This is a genomic window from Parvibaculum sp. MBR-TMA-1.3b-4.2, from assembly GCF_053628815.1.
Map to the genome: position 1 here is coordinate 3,349,209 of NZ_JBRJHC010000001.1, position 18,055 is coordinate 3,367,263.

General features: G+C 60.6%; 14 protein-coding genes and 1 tRNA gene. 11 read left to right on the forward strand and 4 right to left on the reverse strand.

Features of this window, described 5'->3' with window-relative positions:
• Nucleotides 1–31: 31 nt before the first annotated feature.
• The 9 genes from ACSSVQ_RS16025 (at nucleotide 32) to ACSSVQ_RS16065 (ending at nucleotide 10,959) form a co-directional block, all read left to right on the forward strand.
• Nucleotides 32–994, forward strand: a complete 963-nt coding sequence (locus ACSSVQ_RS16025) for a LysR family transcriptional regulator (RefSeq protein ID WP_454184329.1) — start codon at nucleotides 32–34, stop codon at nucleotides 992–994.
• Nucleotides 995–1,370: 376 nt separating this feature from the next.
• The gene (locus ACSSVQ_RS16030; protein WP_454184330.1) at nucleotides 1,371–2,954 is read left to right on the forward strand and encodes a 2-isopropylmalate synthase; all 1,584 of its coding nucleotides are present in this window, start codon (nucleotides 1,371–1,373) and stop codon (nucleotides 2,952–2,954) included.
• A gap of 140 nt (nucleotides 2,955–3,094) precedes the next feature.
• Nucleotides 3,095–4,135, forward strand: coding sequence for a rod shape-determining protein (locus tag ACSSVQ_RS16035; RefSeq protein ID WP_167092157.1), 1,041 nt, complete (start codon nucleotides 3,095–3,097; stop codon nucleotides 4,133–4,135).
• A 121-nt stretch (nucleotides 4,136–4,256) separates the two neighbouring features.
• Nucleotides 4,257–5,189: a rod shape-determining protein MreC gene (mreC, locus tag ACSSVQ_RS16040; protein WP_454184331.1), complete on the forward strand. Its 933-nt coding sequence runs from the start codon at nucleotides 4,257–4,259 to the stop codon at nucleotides 5,187–5,189.
• Between the two features lie 4 nt (nucleotides 5,190–5,193).
• The gene (gene mreD / locus ACSSVQ_RS16045) at nucleotides 5,194–5,727 is read left to right on the forward strand and encodes a rod shape-determining protein MreD (RefSeq protein WP_293323231.1); all 534 of its coding nucleotides are present in this window, start codon (nucleotides 5,194–5,196) and stop codon (nucleotides 5,725–5,727) included.
• Between the two features lie 12 nt (nucleotides 5,728–5,739).
• On the forward strand, nucleotides 5,740–7,626 hold the full coding sequence (gene mrdA, locus ACSSVQ_RS16050; RefSeq protein ID WP_293323228.1) for a penicillin-binding protein 2: 1,887 nt from the start codon (nucleotides 5,740–5,742) through the stop codon (nucleotides 7,624–7,626).
• Nucleotides 7,626–8,777, forward strand: a complete 1,152-nt coding sequence (gene rodA / locus ACSSVQ_RS16055) for a rod shape-determining protein RodA (protein WP_293323225.1) — start codon at nucleotides 7,626–7,628, stop codon at nucleotides 8,775–8,777. Before mrdA ends, rodA begins: the two co-directional genes overlap by 1 nt.
• Nucleotides 8,778–8,937: 160 nt before the next feature.
• Nucleotides 8,938–9,013: transfer RNA gene (locus ACSSVQ_RS16060), tRNA-Lys, on the forward strand.
• Between the two features lie 602 nt (nucleotides 9,014–9,615).
• Complete coding sequence (locus ACSSVQ_RS16065; RefSeq protein ID WP_454184332.1) at nucleotides 9,616–10,959, forward strand: APC family permease; 1,344 nt, start codon at nucleotides 9,616–9,618, stop codon at nucleotides 10,957–10,959.
• A gap of 241 nt (nucleotides 10,960–11,200) precedes the next feature.
• Here ACSSVQ_RS16065 and ACSSVQ_RS16070 read toward each other — a convergent pair whose 3' ends face one another.
• The 4 genes from ACSSVQ_RS16070 to ACSSVQ_RS16085 all read right to left on the reverse strand — a co-directional run bounded on the left by ACSSVQ_RS16070 (nucleotide 11,201) and on the right by ACSSVQ_RS16085 (nucleotide 14,884).
• Complete coding sequence (locus ACSSVQ_RS16070) at nucleotides 11,201–11,554, reverse strand: ion channel (RefSeq protein ID WP_454184333.1); 354 nt, start codon at nucleotides 11,552–11,554, stop codon at nucleotides 11,201–11,203.
• A 230-nt stretch (nucleotides 11,555–11,784) separates the two neighbouring features.
• Nucleotides 11,785–12,630 (reverse strand): ATP-binding cassette domain-containing protein, encoded by an 846-nt coding sequence (locus ACSSVQ_RS16075; RefSeq protein ID WP_454184334.1) that lies wholly within the window; start codon nucleotides 12,628–12,630, stop codon nucleotides 11,785–11,787.
• Nucleotides 12,631–12,639: 9 nt separating this feature from the next.
• Entirely contained in the window at nucleotides 12,640–13,749 is a 1,110-nt protein-coding gene (locus ACSSVQ_RS16080) for an ABC transporter permease (RefSeq protein WP_454184335.1), read from the reverse strand.
• Between the two features lie 4 nt (nucleotides 13,750–13,753).
• Nucleotides 13,754–14,884, reverse strand: a complete 1,131-nt coding sequence (locus tag ACSSVQ_RS16085) for an ABC transporter permease (protein ID WP_454184336.1) — start codon at nucleotides 14,882–14,884, stop codon at nucleotides 13,754–13,756.
• Nucleotides 14,885–15,521: 637 nt separating this feature from the next.
• Here ACSSVQ_RS16085 and ACSSVQ_RS16090 point away from each other — a divergent pair.
• Together ACSSVQ_RS16090 and ACSSVQ_RS16095 are read left to right on the forward strand one after the other, a co-directional pair.
• On the forward strand, nucleotides 15,522–16,136 hold the full coding sequence (locus ACSSVQ_RS16090; RefSeq protein ID WP_454184337.1) for a cupredoxin domain-containing protein: 615 nt from the start codon (nucleotides 15,522–15,524) through the stop codon (nucleotides 16,134–16,136).
• A 54-nt stretch (nucleotides 16,137–16,190) separates the two neighbouring features.
• Nucleotides 16,191–18,047, forward strand: coding sequence for a copper resistance system multicopper oxidase (locus ACSSVQ_RS16095; RefSeq protein ID WP_454184338.1), 1,857 nt, complete (start codon nucleotides 16,191–16,193; stop codon nucleotides 18,045–18,047).
• Nucleotides 18,048–18,055: the final 8 nt, after the last annotated feature.

Below are 18,055 nucleotides of genomic sequence, written 5' to 3' on the forward strand. Positions count from 1 at the left end.
TGCTCCAAAGCAAATGTGGAGCCGACAGGCCATGAACTGGGACGATCTGCGTTTCTTTCTCGCCGTCGCCGCGGCAGGCAGCCTTTCGGGTGCAGCCCAGCAACTGGGCGTGAACACGACTACGGTGCTGCGCCGCGTGGCGTCGCTGGAAGACGACCTCAATGCCCGCCTGTTCGAGCGCGAGCGCACGGGGTACCGGTTGACGCCCGCGGGCGAAAAGCTGGCCGAAGCGTTGGAGCCGGTGGACAGGCGGCTGGCGGCATTGCCGCGCGATTTTGAGGCGAACCGTCAGGGATCCAGCGGCGAGGGGACCGTCCGGCTCGCCGCGGGCGAAGTACTGGCTGCGGAGCTTCTCGCGCCCGCATTCGGCGATTTTCACCGTTCCCATCCCGGTATCGAAATCGAGGTCGTGGGCGATCCGAGGCTGGCGATGGCCGGATCGGCGCCGCGTGTCGGCAATCCGTTGAAGGATGTAGATGTGGCTCTCAGGCTTGCCCGGCCGACCCAGGGCGACATGCTGATGCGCAAGGCGGGGGAGCTTTCCTATGGTCTTTATGCCTCGCAGGGTTATCTGGACGCGCATGGCTGGCCTACGCAAATGGGCGATATGGGCGGGCATGAGCTGATCGGCTTCCCGCGCGCGGAACTGCCGCTGGGGCCGGTCTGGTGGCTGTCGCGGGCGGAAAAGACGGCAAGCGTCGTGTTGCGCGCGAGTAGCGTGGCGGTCCGTGCCGAAGCGGCGCGGCAGGGGGCGGGGCTTGCCGCGTTGCCCTGCGTCAGTGCCGACCGGGACGAGCGCCTGACCCGTGTTTTCGGACCGGATGCGCTTGGCCATCTGGAAATCTGGCTGATGACGCGAAACGACCTCGCGCAACTCGCTCATGTGCGTGCGGTTATGGAGTTTCTGATCGAGACGCTTAAAAATGCGCGCGGCGCATTGGAGGGACAGTCGGTCAAGGTGGTGGAGCTGGAGGGGGCGGTTCGTCCACGCTGACGTCAAGCCCTTGAAAAAGCGTTCAAAACGGCGCTCACCATTGATATTGCGGGCTGTTTCAGCGTAAAAACAAGGCTCGGGTCGGTGCCGGAATCAATTGTTTCTTGTTTAGCGGGAATTAGTCGGTTGGCGCTAGGCTGACTCACCGAAATGGCGCTGGCGCTGCCTCAGTTTTGTCTCAAAACCGGCACAAACTGCGGGCTCATGGGGGTTATCTCCTGAAACCTTCTGCGAGCGGGAAACCCTCCGCACATATCCGTGCGGGGACCCCCGAGCTGCCGCGGGCGTAACGGGCAGGCCGTCAGGCTGACAACATGGCGCCGGCAGGGAAGGCCGCAGAAAGGACCCGGGAGAAATGGGTAACCGGACGGAAGACATGGCAGACAAGAACACCGGTTCGGCGGATAGCAACCGTGTACTGATTTTCGACACCACGCTGCGTGACGGAGAGCAGTCTCCCGGCGCGTCGATGACGCTTGACGAGAAACTCCAGATCGCCGAGCTGCTCGACGATATGGGCGTGGATGTCATCGAGGCAGGGTTTCCCATCGCCTCCAACGGCGATTTCGAATCCGTGCGCGAAGTTGCGCGTGTCGTGAAGAATGCCGTTGTTTGCGGTCTGGCGCGCGCGGGCGTGAAGGATATCGAGCGCGCGGCGGATGCGCTGCGCGGTGCGAAGCGCGGCCGCATCCACACCTTCCTTTCCACCAGCCCCGTCCATATGAAGCACAAGCTGCAGATGGAGCCGGAACAGGTGCTGGAGGCGGTGGTCTCCAGCGTCACCCATGCGCGCAATCTGGTGGACAATGTCGAGTGGTCGCCCGAAGACGCGACGCGCACCGACCATGATTTCCTCTGCCGCTGTGTCGAAGCCGCCATCAAGGCCGGCGCGACCACGATCAATATTCCCGACACGGTCGGTTATTCGGTGCCTGCGGAATATGGCGCGCTTATCGCCATGCTGCGCGAACGCGTGCCGAATATCGATCAGGCCGTGATCTCCACCCATTGCCATAACGATCTGGGTCTGGCGGTAGCCAATTCGCTGTCGGGCGTTGCCAATGGCGCGCGGCAGGTGGAGTGCACCATCAACGGTATCGGCGAGCGCGCAGGCAATGCGGCGCTGGAAGAGATCGTGATGGCGCTCAAGGTACGTCAGGACGCGATGCCCTATGAAACCGGCATCGACACGACGATGATCGCGCGGGCTTCCCGGCTCGTGGCGGCGGTTACCGCGTTCCCGGTCCAGTACAACAAGGCCATTGTGGGTCAGAATGCCTTCGCGCATGAAAGCGGCATTCATCAGGATGGCATGCTGAAGAACAATCAGACCTATGAGATCATGACGCCGGAAAGCGTCGGCATCACGAAATCGTCTCTGGTCATGGGTAAGCATTCCGGCCGTCACGCGTTTCGCGAGAAGCTCAGGGAACTGGGTTACGAACTGGGTCAGAATGCGATGGAGGACGCCTTTACGCGCTTCAAGGACCTGGCCGACAAGAAGAAGTTCGTTTTCGACGACGACATCATCGCGCTGGTCGACGACGAGGTGGCGCGCGGCAGCGAAAAGATCCGTTTCGTCTCGCTGCGCGTGATTGCCGGATCGACAGGGCCGCAGGAAGCGACATTGGAACTCGATGTCGAGGGAACGCGCAAATCGGTGACGGCGACGGGATCGGGTCCAGTCGATGCGACCTTCAACGCGATCAAGGAACTGGTGCCGCATGATGCGAGCCTGCAGCTCTATCAGGTCCATGCCGTGACCGAGGGAACGGATGCGCAGGCGGAAGTGAGCGTGCGGCTGGAGGAAGCCGGCAAGACAGTGACGGGCCGCGGTGCCGACACCGATACGCTGGTCGCCTCGGCGAGGGCTTATGTCAGCGCCCTGAACAAATTGCTGGTCAAGCGCCAGCGCCACGCGCCCGGTGCGGAACAGGCGGCCTCGGCGGCGTCCGAGTAGGGGCGGCCTGAGTGAGGGTGCGCCGGAGTGAAGGCGCGCGAAAGAAACACGGCCATGACACATGGCGAATTTGAACTTGAGTTGATGCGAAGGCCGGAGCGGCCGGACGTCAACGCTTTGTCGAAGGAAAAAGAAAGCACATGATTTCCGGTCTGCTCGGCATGTTCTCCGCCGATATGGCGATCGATCTGGGCACAGCGAATACGCTGGTCTATGTGAAGGGGCGCGGTATCGTGCTCAATGAGCCATCGGTCGTCGCAATCGTTGAAAAGGGCGGGAAGAAGCAGGTGCTTGCCGTCGGCGAGGAGGCCAAGATGATGCTCGGCCGTACGCCGGGCAACATCCAGGCGATCCGTCCGATGCGCGACGGCGTGATTGCCGACTTCGAAATCGCGGAGGAAATGATCAAGCATTTCATCCGCAAGGTTCACAACCGGCGCACTTTCGCCAATCCGCAGATCATCGTCTGCGTGCCATCGGGGTCGACGGCTGTGGAACGCCGGGCCATTCAGGAATCGGCTCTGTCGGCCGGTGCCCGCCGCGTCTATCTCATCGAGGAACCGATGGCGGCGGCCATCGGCGCCGGTCTGCCCGTGACCGAGCCGACGGGCTCCATGGTTGTCGATATCGGTGGCGGCACGACGGAAGTCGCCGTGCTCTCGCTTAACGGTATCGTTTATGCGCGCTCGGTGCGCGTGGGCGGTGACAAGATGGACGAGGCGATCATCGCCTATATCCGCCGCAACCATAACCTGCTGGTGGGTGAGGCGAGTGCCGAACGCATCAAGAAGGAAGTGGGCTCCGCCGCCATGCCGCAGGATGGCGAGGGTATGACGCTCGAAATCAAGGGCCGCGATCTGATGAACGGCGTGCCGAAGGAAATCCGTATCGGGCAGCGCCAGATCGCGGAAAGTCTGGCTGAGCCCGTGGGCGCCATCGTGGAGGCCGTGAAAGTGGCGCTTGAAGCGACGCCGCCGGAGCTTGCCGCCGACATCGTGGACAAGGGCATCGTGCTGACGGGTGGTGGCGCGCTCCTTGCTAATCTCGATCAGGTGCTTCGCGACGAAACGGGTCTGCCCGTGTCGATAGCCGACGATGCGCTTTCCTGCGTCGCGCTGGGAACCGGCAAGGCGCTGGAGCATATCCGGACGATGAAACACGTTCTGTCGTCCGTTTACTAAAGGATGCGGCGCCTCGCCATGAGCGCGTCAGGTCCTCGCTGGGTTTGGTGTTTCTTGTATCGGGACGCGGGGAGCGTTCCGTTTCGGGGCGGGGTATGGTGCCAGGGGGCAGGCAGGCGTAATGGATCCGAACCGGACATCGCAGCCTTTTCGTGAGTTTTCGCACAGGCTGTCCCTGATCTTCATGATCACGCTGGCGGCGGCGCTGCTGTTGCTGGGCCGGGCGGAAACCTATGTTTTCGACCGGGCGCGCCAGACGGTGACGGATATTGCCGCGCCGCTGCTGGAGGTCGCCTCGCGGCCTGTCGCTGCTACGCGGCGGCTGATCCAGCGCACCGACGAATATGCCTATGTTTTCGACGAAAACGAGCGGTTGCGCGCAGAGAACCAGCGCCTTCAGGCGTGGCGCGAAAAGGCGCTCAAGCTGGAGGCGCGGCTGGCCCGTTACGAGGCGCTCCTGAACGTCCAGGTCGATCCCAGCATCAAATATGTGAGCGGGCGCGTCGTCAGCGACAATGGCGGTCCCTTCGTCGATACCGTGCTCGTCAATGTGGGCGCGGATCAGGGCGCGGAGAGCGGCCAGGCGGTGATCGACGGGAACGGCCTTGTGGGGCGCGTTGTGTCGACCGGGCCTCATGCGAGCCGCGTCCTGCTGCTTACCGACCTCAACAGCCGCGTGCCGGTGGCCATCGAGCCGTCGCACTACAAGGCGGTGCTGGCAGGCGACAACACCAAATGGCCGAAGCTTGAATATCTCGCTGTGAGCGGCGCGGTGGCGCCGGGAGACCGCGTGGTGACGTCGGGCGATGGCGGTCTTATGCCGGCGGGGTTGCCGGTGGGGGTGGTCATCCAGACCAATGATGGCGATCTGCGCGTTCAGATGTTCTCCGATCGCGACAGGCTCGATTTCGTGCGGGTGCTTCAGTATCAGTTTCCCGGCAAGGTGAAGCGGCAGGACCCGCCGGAGGGCTTGAAGGACCAGTCCGAGCCGGTTGCGAGTGCCGCGGCATCGGGGAGCAGCACGCCGGGCAGCAATAACGGGCAGGGAGAATAGGGCGATGGCACGGCTCGACCCCTATACGCCGACACCGGCCGCCCGCGCGGGCCGCATCGTAATGACGGTGGTGCCTTTCGCCGTGGCGCTGGTGCTCGTCTTCCTCTCTTTCCTGCCGGTCGGGCGCATATTCGGATCGTCCGTCATGCCGGCGTTCGCCTTTATCGCGATCTATTACTGGGCTGTGGCGCGGCCGGAGCTTCTGCCGCCCATGGCGGTTTTTGCGATCGGACTGATTTTCGATCTTCTGTCCGCCGGACCGATCGGGCTTTGGGCGTTCGTCTATCTGCTGGCCTATGGGCTGACCGTGACGCAGCGTTTTTTCCTCATCAACGCGCCGTTCTCGGTTTTCTGGACCGGATTCGGCGTGGTGGCGGGCATTTCGGGACTGGTGGCCTGGGCGGCAGCGTCGCTCTTCTTCGGGCAGGCGCTCGCCATTGGTCCTATACTCCGGCACATGGGTATGACGGTTGCGTTGTTTCCGCTCGTTGCCGTTTTGCTGACGCGCATTCAGGCGCGCGTCCTGCCCGGAACGTGAGGAGGGCGATCCATGCAGTTCGATAATCGCGACAACTCACGCTATCAGACCTTCACCCGGCGCGCGGCGCTGCTGGGCGGCGTACAGGCGCTTGCCTTCGCCACGCTGGCGGGCCGGATGTATTACCTGCAGGTGCTGAAGTCCGACGAGTACCGGATGCTGGCGGATGAAAACCGCATCAATGTCCGCCTTCTCGCGCCGCTGCGCGGCAAGATCGTCGACCGGTTCGGCCGCGTTCTCGCCTCCAACCGGCAGAACTACCGGGCGGTGATGATCCCCGAGCAGACGGACAATATCGAGGAGACGCTGGACCGTCTTTCGCGCATCGTCGAGATCACCGATTACGACCGCAAGAAGATCATGCGCGACGTGAAGCGCTCACCGCGCTTCCTGCCGATCACCGTGGCGGAGGATCTGAGCTGGGACCAGTTTGCGCGGGTGAATGTTAACGAGCCGGACCTGCCGGGCGTGCAGCCTGATGTGGGCGAGACGCGCCACTATCCTTACGGCGAAGACCTTGCCCATGTGGTGGGGTACGTCTCCGCCGTGTCGGAAAAGGAACTCAAGGCTGCGGGCAAGGACGAGCCCATTCTGCGACTGCCGGGTTTTCGCACTGGCAAGCAGGGCATCGAAAAGACCTTCGACAAGGAACTGCGCGGTGTGCCCGGCTCAAGCCATGTCGAGGTGAATGCCTATGGCCGGGTGATCCGCGAACTCAGCAAGGATCCCGGCCAGCCCGGCAAGGAAATCGTGCTGACGCTCGACATGGAAATCCAGGAATTCGCCTGGAACCGCATGAAGGACGAGTCGGCGAGCGCCGTGGTGATGGATATTCATTCCGGCGACGTGCTGTCCTTCGTGTCGACGCCTGCTTTCGACAGCAACAAGTTCAACATGGGCTACAGCGTGGCGGATTACAAAGCCCTGCTGGACAACATCCATCTGCCGCTGGTGAACAAGGCGCTGGCGGGGCTTTATCCGCCCGGCTCGACCTTCAAGCCCGTGGTGGCGATGGCCGCCGTCGATGCCGGGATCGATCCGAAGGAAACCGTTTACTGCCCCGGCTATTACCGGCTGGGCGACAGCTTGTTCCATTGCTGGCGGCATGGCGGCCACGGCAACATGAACATGCATGACGCGATCAAACATAGTTGCGACGTCTATTTCTACGATGTCGCCAAACGTATCGGCATCGACAAGATCGCCGAGATGGCGACGCGATTCGGTCTCGGCCAGACCTATGATTTCGACATTCCCGGCGCGCGGGAAGGGCTCGTGCCGACGCCGGGCTGGAAGCGCGCCATCAAGGGCGAGGGCTGGCATCAAGGTGAAACGCTCATCACCGGCATCGGGCAGGGCTATCTGCTGGCCTCGCCGTTGCAACTTGCGGTCATGGTTTCGCGCCTTGCCAATGGCGGCATGGCGGTGACGCCGCGCATTACGCGCGCTGTGGGCGGCGAGATCATCCACCCCGCCAAGGCCGAGAAGATCGACGTCGATCCCAAGGGCGTGCTGATCGCGCAGGGCGGCATGGATGGCGTGATGAACGAAATCGGCGGCACGGCCTGGCGCTCGCGTATCCCCGAGAAGGGCATGCATATGGCGGGCAAGACCGGTACGGCCCAGGTGCGACGCATCAGCCGGGCGGAGCGGGCCAGCGGCGTGCTGAAGAACGAGGACCTCAAGTGGAAGCAGCGCGACCATGCGCTCTTCATCTGTTTTGCACCGGTGCATGCGCCGAAATACGCCATGGCCGTGGTGGTGGAGCATGGCGGGTCGGGATCCGGTGTCGCCGCGCCGATCGCGCATGACATCATGTATGAAGTGCTGAAGCGCGACCCGACGCAGCGCCAGGCCTATATGCCGCCCGATGCGGATCCGAACCGGGGGAGGGGCTGATGGTCGATTTCAGCCGCTTTACCAGCGGGCGAGACATGCGCATCGGCGAGAAGCTGATCGAGTTCAACTGGGGCTTTCTGCTGCTGGTCACGCTCATCGCTTGCATGGGCTTTGCCATGCTCTATTCGGTGGCCGATGGCAGCCTGTCGCCCTGGGCCTTCCGGCAGATGATCCGTTTCGCAGTGGGTGCGGGCATCATGATCGTCGCGGCGATGATCGATATCCGTACCTGGATGCGTTTTGCCTATCCGCTTTATGCCATCACCTTCCTGATGCTGGTGGCGGTGGAGTTTATCGGCCTGCGGGGAATGGGCGCGCAGCGATGGCTCGATCTCGGTTTCGTGCAGATCCAGCCATCCGAGCTGATGAAGATCACGCTGCTGCTCGCGCTGGCGCGCTATTTCCACGGGCTGACGCTGGAAGAGGTTTCGATGCCGCGCCATGTGGTGATCCCGGTTCTCATGATCGGGCTGCCGATGGGGCTTGTGGTCATCCAGCCGGACCTCGGCACGGCACTATTGCTGGGCGCGGGCGGCGCGGTGCTGTTTTTCGCGGCGGGGCTTCGCTGGCGCTATTTCATCATCACGGGCGCGTCGGCGCTGGCCGCCATTCCGGTGATCTGGAGCCGGCTGCACGATTATCAGAAGAACCGCGTTTTCACCTTTCTTGATCCCGAGCGCGATCCGCTGGGCGCGGGCTATCACATTCTTCAGTCCAAAATCGCGCTGGGGGCGGGCGGGCTTTTTGGCAAGGGCTTCATGGAGGGCACGCAGAGCCATCTGAACTTCCTGCCGGAAAAGCACACCGACTTCATCTTCACCATGCTGGGCGAGGAGCTGGGGCTTGCTGGCGGGCTGGCACTGCTCGGCCTGTATTTCCTGGTGTTGGCCTTCTCGTTCAATGTGGCGATCCAGTGCCGCAACCAGTTCGGGCGGCTGCTGGCGATCGGTGTGGCTGTGAACTTCTTCTTCTACATTTTCATCAATGTGGCGATGGTGATGGGCTTGCTGCCGGTGGTGGGTGTGCCGCTGCCGCTCGTCTCCTATGGCGGGACAGCCATGCTCTCGCTGATGTTCGCCTTCGGACTGATGATGAGTGTCTATATCCACCGGAATGTGGAAATCAGCCGAGGTCCGACCGCTTTCTGGTGAGGCGCGGGGCGGGCCGAAAAATGACGGGCGGGGAAGCGTTCCCCCGCTTGCAAGGGGCCTCCAGCTTTGCTATACGCAGGCTCCTTCACAGGAATTGGTGATCCCACCTCACCGGTCGCTCAGGCGGCAGGTGATTCCGGCCCCTGAGGGGCAGGACGGCGGGCGCATAGCTCAGTTGGTAGAGCAGCTGACTCTTAATCAGCGGGTCCAAGGTTCGAGTCCTTGTGCGCCCACCAATTTCCGGATTTTCCCTCTTTGATCCAGTGTCCACTTAAGCATAAAGTGATCGTTTGGTCAGGTTATGCTTAGTGGTCAGGTTATGCTTATCTCATTCCACTAGCAAAATGCTTTCATCGAAGGCGCCTGTACAGGACCGCGATATTTTCAGGCCGTACACGTGTATTGCTCGCTTTTGAAGCGCCGCGGGATCTCGCAACAAAGAGAGAACGTATAAGATCCGCAACGGCTTCGGAACCAACGTGTCAGGCTCCATTCTGAGCTCGCGTTCGTGAGCTAGCTCCGATATGAGCTGAGTCTTTCCACGGTAGATTTTATTGTTCCGATGATGTGAGCCCGTTGAGCCTCATGCAAGCGGTGCTCAAGCTTCTAACGCAGCAGCCAGTGATAAAGACGGGTGCACTAAAGTACTGCATGACTTCGTGCAATTCGTTGTCGATCGTTCATTCCTCCGCAGCGCAGGCGCTCAACTGTTATGATCTGAATGACGGCGGCCTCAATACCCAGACCGACTTTCAATTGGGGCGCAACACCGCGGTATTCTTATGTGCCAGGTCTTGTTACCCCTATCGTCGGCAACAGAGAATATTAGCTGAAACAAATGGACGAAATGAAACATAGCCATAGCGATGAGGGTTACAAAGCGGGTTCGATAACGCTTGGCGGTGCCGTCGCTATGGGCACTGGTGTGATGATCGGTGCGGGTATATTCGCTCTCACCGGGCAAATTGCTGAGCTTGCCGGACCAATTTTTCCGCTGGCTTTCATTGTGGGCGCGATCGTCACAGGATTCAGCGCGTACAGCTATATAAAAATGTCAAACGCTTGGCCGTCTGCAGGCGGGATCGCGATGATCCTGCAAAAATGTTACGGCCCCGGGGCTGTCGCGGCGGGTGCCGCGTTGCTTATGGCACTCAGCATGGTTATCGCCGAAAGCCTCGTCGCGCGAACATTCGCTACCTATCTTTTGCGACCCTTCGATATCAACGGAGGGCCGTTGGTCCCGATTCTTGCCGTCACGGTGATTATATTCGCATTTCTGGTGAACATCGCGGGCAACCGATCGATTGGCTTGTTTTCCCTGGCCATGGCGGCGATCAAGATCGGTGGCATTGCACTATTCGGGGTAGCGGCTCTGTGGTCGAGCGGGATTGAATTTTCAGCAACCTCGCAGAGTGGAGATAGCTTTGGCATCACAGGTTTCATCGCTTCAGTTGCATTGGCTATCCTAGCTTTCAAAGGCTTCACAACGATCACGAACAGCGGTGCCGAGATCACTGATCCACACCGAAATGTTGGGCGCGCAATCTTGATATCGATCGGGCTTTGCGTCGTGGTGTATCTGCTGGTGGCCTTCGGTGTGGGTTCCAGCCTTACCATTGATCAGATTATAGCTGCGCGCGATTACTCGCTGGCGGAGGCGGCTGCTCCGGCCTTGGGCGAGATTGGCTTTCTGCTCACGGTTCTGTTGGCTGTGGTGGCCACGGCCTCGGCTGTGCTCGCCAGCGTTTTCGCAGTGTCACGGATGCTCGCGATGCTCACCGATATGAAGATGATCCCGCATAGCCATTTCGGAATGTCGGGGCCCATCCAGCGACATACGCTAGTTTACACGGTCGTGATCGCGTCGACGTTGACGATCCTGTTTGATCTTGGCCGGATCGCCTCGCTCGGAGCATTTTTCTACCTCGTGATGGACATGGTCGTGCATTTTGGTGTCTTAAAATTCCGCCGACGTGAAGTCGGCGCCAAGGCACCTGTACTGGTGGTTGCGCTGGCCTTCGACACTTTGGTCCTGGCGGCTTTTACAATGATGAAGCTACAAAGCGATCCCGCTATCGTTGCCTATGCAAGCGCGGGTATCGTCGCGGTCTTCATCTACGAACGGTTTTACTTGGCACACTGGCTGATGCCTCAGCGTGTAGATGACCAGTCGGGCGTATGAAGCGGACATCAGTTGTGTCCCCGAAGCAGCGGAAATTGAGCTCTCGCTGAGGTTCCGCCGTTCCGGTTTCATGCGTTGACGTCAGCCCGGGACACACTCCTTTGGAGGCTGATCCGCTCCGGACTTATGCAGAAAAACTATTGATGTGAGTCGGTTCGGATGGCTCCCAGATATTTGCGCCAAGCGTATCGAAGGATACACGGAGCAACTGGGGGATATTTTCGATCGAGCTGTTTCAGCATCAAGGGCGAGCGCAGGGCTGCCAATCCCAAATCCTGTTCATTAGCGTGAATAGAAATGAGGCGGACCATGCGATGAGCAGAAGACCGTTGAGCGCCTCAACGCCGGTCAGAAAACGTATGTGTCCGGTCGGAAAGATGTCGCCGATTCCCAGCGATGTATAGGTGGTCGCTGAAAAGTAGAAGTAGTCAAGCGGGGCCATGAATTGTTTGCCAATGAAGCCTCCGATGAAAAACACCTGCTCTGCAAGCGCATAAGCGCCTGCGTAGAATGAAATTTCTGCCATGTGAGCAGCGAAGAGTGCAGCGGTGACTGCCAGGACGCGCGCAGAGGGGGTTAACGGAATCGATGCCATACCGCTGGAGCACCATCGAAGGCATCCGAGGTGAATGAGCGCCGTGATAAAAAAGATAGAGACTGTGAGAAGGGCAGAGTAAAGCAAGGTTGCACCTCGAATAACTTTCGTTTCGCGGGCGTTGCCGCGGGGGACCTCTTTGCGCACGAGGCACGGCGGAGTGAACTACAAGTCTGGGGATCGCGTGAAAATCCACATGTGCGAATAGCCCTTCCCCGAACGGAAGCGGCCTAGGTAACGGAAAGATATGTACCTGGCTCGGCCAGAAACTTCTCCCTGCAGCGTTCCGAGCAGAAGACAAACTCTTTGTCATCGTACCGGACCGAGGAAGTTGCCACCCAGCGATCGACGCGCATGCCGCAGACCGGATCGCGAGCCCATTCGTGGGGTTCGGCCTTGCGGTCGCGCAACCGTCCGTCTTCCAGCCACAGGATGTGGTCGGCGATATCCTCAATCCGTTCGTCATGCGTGACGATCACCACGGCACGTCCATCTTCTTTCGCGATTTCCTGAAGTAGCATCGCCACTTCGAGCCCTCTCTGGGAATCGAGATTGCCTGTCGGTTCATCCGCCAGAATAATCGGCGGGTCGTTGATAAGGGCTCTGGCGACGGCTACTCGCTGCTTCTCGCCACCGGAAAGCCCGTCGGGTCGCGCGTCTCGGCGGTGTGAGAGATCAAGTCTGCTGATCAAGTGGTCTGCTTGCTCGCGAGCCTTCTCCATACTTTGGCCAGAAAGCCGCGCCGGAAAAACAATGTTTTCCGCCACACTGATGGCGGACAACAGATTGTAGGCCTGGAAAACAAAGCCGATTTCGCTGGAGCGCATGGAGGCCAGTTCGCCTTCGTTCCTTCCTGTGAGTTCCCGGTCCAGTAGAGTGACGGTACCTGATGTGGGTTTCAGCAGTCCGCCAAGCATGGACAGCAATGTTGTCTTGCCCGAACCGGATGGCCCCTTGATCAGTACCAGGTCCCCCTTGTTGACCTTCAGGCTTACGCCATCGACGGCACGAACCAGCGCGTCGCCTGATCCGAAATGCTTGATGAGGTTCTGTGCAGCGAGGATCTCTTTGGCCATCCGCTCCTCCTAACCCTGAAACACGAGCATGGGATCGACGCTCAGCACGTAGCGAAGCGGCAACAACGCTGAGAGCAGCGCGAGGCCGAGAGTTGCCGTTCCCAAAACGAGCACCGTCATGGAAGAGAAGCTCACCGCGATGCCGGGCACCCAGTGATGCAGCCCGGCCTCCAGCGGGTAGGTGACGAGAGCTCCAATGACTATTCCGAGGAATGAGACGACAGCGGTCTGCGCCAGTGCGGATCCGGCAAGCTGTTTCGTCGGTGCCCCGAGTGCCTTCGCGATTGCGAATTCCCGTCGGTGGTTCGAGGAAAAAACAAAGGCGGTGAAGATGACGATGAGGCCCGCTACGGCGAGCCCCATGACCTCCAGAACGCCGATAAGCGCGCCGCCCATCTTCATCGCAAGATTGAAGTCGTTGTGCCGAAGGGCTTGCGGTGTAAGGGCGGAGGCCTTTTCGACTTCGCGATTGATCCGCGCTGCAAGGTCGGACGGTGATGTATCCGGTCGGGCAAACACAAGCAGCACATTGGCGCCGTCTCCCATATCGAACAGATTTCGTGCATCTGTCTCATCCAGAAAGATAAGGGGATTGGCCATTGAATAGGTCCCTCGGGAAACGCCGGAAAGGATAAAGCTCTCATCTCCGACACGCACCCTGTCACCCGGTTGGAGGTTCTGTGCCCGGGCCATCGGCGCCGGGAGGACCACATGGCCAGGCGTGGGCGCAGTCCACCCGGTTGCCCGTTCCCATGCGGATCTGGCTTCTGGCGCTGAAGGGATACCGACAACATATGCGAGTTTTTCCTGCCCATTGGGACCGATCAGACTGTCGCGATAGAGAAAACGGGTTACGCTGGCCACGCCCTCGACCTGCCGAACGGCGTAGATGGCGTTTTCGTTGAGCCGCGAGCGTGCCATGTGGAGATCGCTGATGCCGTCCTGCAAGACCCAGACGTCGCCGGGTGTTCGTTCGATGAAGGTCACGATCTGGCCGGCTTCACCTCGAAACACCGCGTCAAGATAAAGGGCCAGGAGAAGGGCAAGCGCGATACCGCAGGCCGCAGTCAGGACGCTCCATTTCTCGACGAGCAGTGATTTGACGCTCCAGTAAAACATTGCCCTACCTCTGAAAGACGATAGCGGGGTCGAGGCGCAGCAGCGTCCGCATCGGGAAAAGGCTACCGGCAATCGATGCCATGAACATCACACCGATGCCCTGGGCGAGGACCGCCATATCGACAATGCGGGCGCCATACAGCGGATCCCAAAGCGATACGGCACGAGCGAGCAGCGTTGCAAGAAGGACGGCCGGCGGAAGACTGAATGCGAGAAGAATCAAGCCACCGCACAAGAGAGTCCCTGCAAGCCACAAGGGGCGCGCTCCCAGGGCCTTTTGAATTCCGAACGCACGAAACTGGGAACGCACCTCGGAATAGCGGAGCATGCTCATGGTGAGAAGTGCGATGACCCAGGCAATCCCGGAAACAAGATACAGGACCGGGCCGATCAGTCTGTCCCCGAATGCTGCGTCCGCCTCGCCAAGTTCGGCCGGTGTGAAGATATCAGCATCCGGAAGCGCTCGTTCCAGGGCGGCACGGACAGAACCTGTATTCTGCCCGGGGATCACCTCGACAAGCAGCGCTGAGACAAGCGATATGTCTCCCGTGGCAAAGGGGAGTTCGGCGTCCAGCGCCATGTCGATAAGCCGGTCATAAGTCACGAACACATAGGGTGTGAAAGGCGAGGTGCTGCCGGATGATAGCCCGACGACGGTCAGTTCGTTGTCGAGCACCTTGACCCTGTCGCCGAGCCCGATCCCGTGAAGTGCGGCAAGGTTTTTGTCGAGCACGATTTCGGGGGCGGGGGTTGGCATGCGCCCTGACGCCAGAGAGGGAGGACCGCCAGCATCGTCGAACGCGAGCAACATGGCCGGCGTTCTGTGACCGCTCTCGTTCAGGATGACAGGCAGAAGCATGACTGGCGAAACGCTCGCCACTCCGTTCACACTCTCGGCCCTCAGCCTCGAGAGCTGGGGGAGCTTTGATGGAGCCAGTGCGAAATAGGAATTCCCGCTTTCGATTGCTACGAGATCCGCTGGAAGTGAAGCAGGGAACAGCCGAAGATCGTCATGGATACCGACCCTCAACCCCTCGAAGAGCAGGACGAGGGAGAGCACGGCGGCATAAACGGCGATCATGAGAACCGCCCGCTTCGGTTCGCTGATCCATTGTTTCCAGCTCCAATACAGCATCTAGTTCCCCATCGTATCCGGATGAAAGCGAGATCGCTGACCTCGATGAACTCGCGCGGAATAAGCTGTTTCGTAGTTTGCTTATAACATTCCCTTGACCTTCCCGTTGATGGAAGGTTTATGATTTGCTCAGGTTGAAAATGGCTTCGGGCCGCATTGGTATGAAACTCCTGCGGGACATAGCGCTCTCATGCGTGCTGATCGCCGCTCTGCTGGTCTCCGGCGGGGCGATTGAGCCAGCGCATGCCGGCACCGGTCCGCATCACGATGCCATGGAGGCCCCGGTCCATACGGATGACGCCGCTGCAATAGATGCTACTGAAGATTGCGAGGTGTCCACGGGCATATCAACGGATCGGGACTCAGCGCCTATGCATTGCTGTCATAGTGTCGTGTGCACGACCGGTTTCGTTTTCGAGCCGATTCTCGGCCTGTCGACCATCAAGGCTTCGCTTCTTTTGACTGTCCGTCCGAGCTCGCATTCCAGCCAGGACCTCTGGAAGGGAACGCCGCCCTGGCAACCTCCGCGTTCTTTCGTCTGATCACCGCGCCCGCATAGCGCCGCTACTTTTCGCGTGTGGGCTCTATCCAGCGATCAACGAAAGACGAGGTTTTCTCGATGTTTCTGAAAAGAACGATGCCGCGTGCCCTGGCCGCGGCGGGGGTGGCCATATCCATGGCGGCGCTGCCCCTGAATGCCAGAGCGAGTGAAACCGGGGTCGGTATGTCCGGCCACATGGAGGCCGAAAGCGGCCATATGGGCGGCGAAGCCATGCATGAAGACGATCATGCCGGCCGCTCGGAGATTATCGGCAGGCCCGGCGATCCGTCGAAGGTGGACAGGGTCGTGAAGGTCGAGTTGTCGTCCTATGCCTTCTCGCCCAATTCCATAAAAGTCCGGCCCGGCGAAACCGTCCGTTTTGTGCTGACGAACAAGACGGAACTCCTGCACGAGTTCAACATCGGCACCAGGCCGATGCATGTCGAGCACCGCAAGGAGATGCTCGAGATGATGCAGAGCGGCATGCTGACGCCAACAGGCATGGCGTCGGCGTCTCCCGGCGCGTCCGGGGCGGGCTTGATGAAGCATGACGACCCGAACTCGCAGCTCGTCGATCCGGGCACAACGCGGGAGCTGGTTTGGCAGTTTCCGAAAAAGCAGCCGGAAAATGGACCGCTGCTCTTCTCTTGCAATATCCCCGGACATGCCGCAGCCGGCATGACGGGCACTTTCAGCTTCACATCCGGGTAATCGGGATCCCGGCGGCTTTGCGCCGCCGGGTGACCTCTCACTGAGGCGAGGATAATGACCAACAACGAACAGTTTTCACGCAATGGCATGCCACCGGTTGCTCTTTCGAGGCGGCGCTTCGTGCAGGGCGTGGCCGCGGGCGGGTTGCTTGCAGGCCTCGGCCTTCCCACGCGTCCAGCCCGCGCATCCGAATTCGGCACGGGCGGAGAGGTGCTGAAAGGCACGACCATCGACCTCTCCATCGCGCCGCTCGGCGTGAACTTCACAGGCGCTCCCGCAACTGCCATCGCCGTCAACGGGCAGGTGCCCGCGCCGGTTCTTCATTTGCGCGAGGGCGATGAAGTGCGCCTGCGCGTGAAGAACGCCACGCCGGACCTCGCGGCCATTCACTGGCATGGGCTTTTGCTGCCGGCGACGCAGGACGGTGTGCCGGGGATCAGCTTTGCCGGCATCAAGCCCGGCGAGACGCATAATTATGCCTTCAAGCTGCGCCAGCACGGCACGTACTGGTATCACAGCCATGCAGGCTTTCATGAGCCGAAGGGTGTCTATGGCGCATTGATCGTGGAACCGCGGGGCGGGCCGACGATCCGCGCTGATCGCGATTACGTGGTCGTGCTGTCGGACTGGAGCGACGAGGATCCCGCGACGATCTTCGACAAGCTCAAGAAGCAGAGCGACTACTATAATTTCAGCCAGCGGACGTTCTTCGATTTCACGAAAGATATTGCGGAGAAGGGGCTGGGCGCGACGGTCGATGACCGCCTGATGTGGGGCGCCATGAACATGACGCCGACCGACATCGCGGATGTGACGGCCTATACCTACACCTATCTGATGAATGGCAAGGCGCCTGCGGAAGGCTGGTCGGCGCTCTTCCGGCCCGGCGAGCGGGTCCGCCTTCGCTTCATCAATGCCTCTTCCATGACCTATTTCGATGTCCGCATTCCCGGCCTCAAAATGACAGTCGTCGCGGCGGACGGGAACGATGTCGAGCCGGTCTCCGTCGACGAGTTCCGGATGGGCGTCGCCGAAACCTATGACGTGATCGTCGAGCCCGAGGACGACCGGGCCTATGCGGTGTTCGCGCAGTCGATGGATCGCTCCGGCTATGCCTTCGGTACGCTCGCGCCGCGCTCCGGTATGCGGGCCGAGGTGCCTGCGATGGATCCGCGTCCGGTGCTCACCATGGCGGATATGGGCGGCATGGCTGGAATGTCCGGCATGTCCGGTAGGGGACACGAAACGTCATCGGGGAGCGGAATGGCGGGGATGGCCGCGTCGCCCCCGACGCATGGTAACGGCGCAGCCATGTCTGGCATGCCTCACGCGAATGGCATGCACGGCATGAACACATCCGGCGGGAAGCCCATGCCCGCCGCGGCGATGATCGAGGTGACGCACCCGGCGTCCGAAGACGGGCCGGGTGCCGTGATGCAGCCGAGTTCCGTTGCGCTCACCTACAACGATCCGGGACCGGGACTGCGCAGGAACGGCCGCCGCGTGCTGACCTATGCGGATCTCAGAGGCGTCAATAAGGTGCCGGTCACGCGTGATCCGGACCGGGAAATCGAGCTTCACCTGACCGGCAACATGGAGCGCTACATGTGGTCGTTCAACGGCGTGAAATTCTCCGACGCCGATCCGATCCACATGCGCTACGGCGAGCGGGTCCGCGTACGGCTCGTCAACGACACGATGATGGCGCATCCGATCCACCTTCACGGCATGTGGAGCGAAATCGACAATGGGCAGGGCGATCACCGGCCGCTCAAGCACACGGTGAATGTGAATCCCGGTCACGCCGTCGACTATTTCGTGAATGCCGATGCGCCGGGTGGCTGGGCCTATCACTGCCATCTCGTCTTCCACATGGATGCGGGCATGTTCCGCAAGGTTTCGGTGTCGTGAGGAAAACG

Bases quoted from the DNA above. Each gene is read 5' to 3' on its own strand.
- ACSSVQ_RS16080 (WP_454184335.1), bottom strand. From the start codon at position 13,749: ATGTTTTACTGGAGCGTCAAATCACTGCTCGTCGAGAAATGGAGCGTC.
- ACSSVQ_RS16030 (WP_454184330.1), top strand. From the start codon at position 1,371: ATGGCAGACAAGAACACCGGTTCGGCGGATAGCAACCGTGTACTGATT.
- ACSSVQ_RS16075 (WP_454184334.1), bottom strand. From the start codon at position 12,630: ATGGCCAAAGAGATCCTCGCTGCACAGAACCTCATCAAGCATTTCGGA.
- ACSSVQ_RS16090 (WP_454184337.1), top strand. From the start codon at position 15,522: ATGCCGCGTGCCCTGGCCGCGGCGGGGGTGGCCATATCCATGGCGGCG.
- ACSSVQ_RS16035 (WP_167092157.1), top strand. From the start codon at position 3,095: ATGATTTCCGGTCTGCTCGGCATGTTCTCCGCCGATATGGCGATCGAT.
- ACSSVQ_RS16085 (WP_454184336.1), bottom strand. From the start codon at position 14,884: ATGCTGTATTGGAGCTGGAAACAATGGATCAGCGAACCGAAGCGGGCG.
- ACSSVQ_RS16095 (WP_454184338.1), top strand. From the start codon at position 16,191: ATGACCAACAACGAACAGTTTTCACGCAATGGCATGCCACCGGTTGCT.
- ACSSVQ_RS16070 (WP_454184333.1), bottom strand. From the start codon at position 11,554: ATGGCATCGATTCCGTTAACCCCCTCTGCGCGCGTCCTGGCAGTCACC.
- ACSSVQ_RS16065 (WP_454184332.1), top strand. From the start codon at position 9,616: ATGGACGAAATGAAACATAGCCATAGCGATGAGGGTTACAAAGCGGGT.
- ACSSVQ_RS16025 (WP_454184329.1), top strand. From the start codon at position 32: ATGAACTGGGACGATCTGCGTTTCTTTCTCGCCGTCGCCGCGGCAGGC.
- mreD (WP_293323231.1), top strand. From the start codon at position 5,194: ATGGCACGGCTCGACCCCTATACGCCGACACCGGCCGCCCGCGCGGGC.
- rodA (WP_293323225.1), top strand. From the start codon at position 7,626: ATGGTCGATTTCAGCCGCTTTACCAGCGGGCGAGACATGCGCATCGGC.
- mrdA (WP_293323228.1), top strand. From the start codon at position 5,740: ATGCAGTTCGATAATCGCGACAACTCACGCTATCAGACCTTCACCCGG.
- mreC (WP_454184331.1), top strand. From the start codon at position 4,257: ATGGATCCGAACCGGACATCGCAGCCTTTTCGTGAGTTTTCGCACAGG.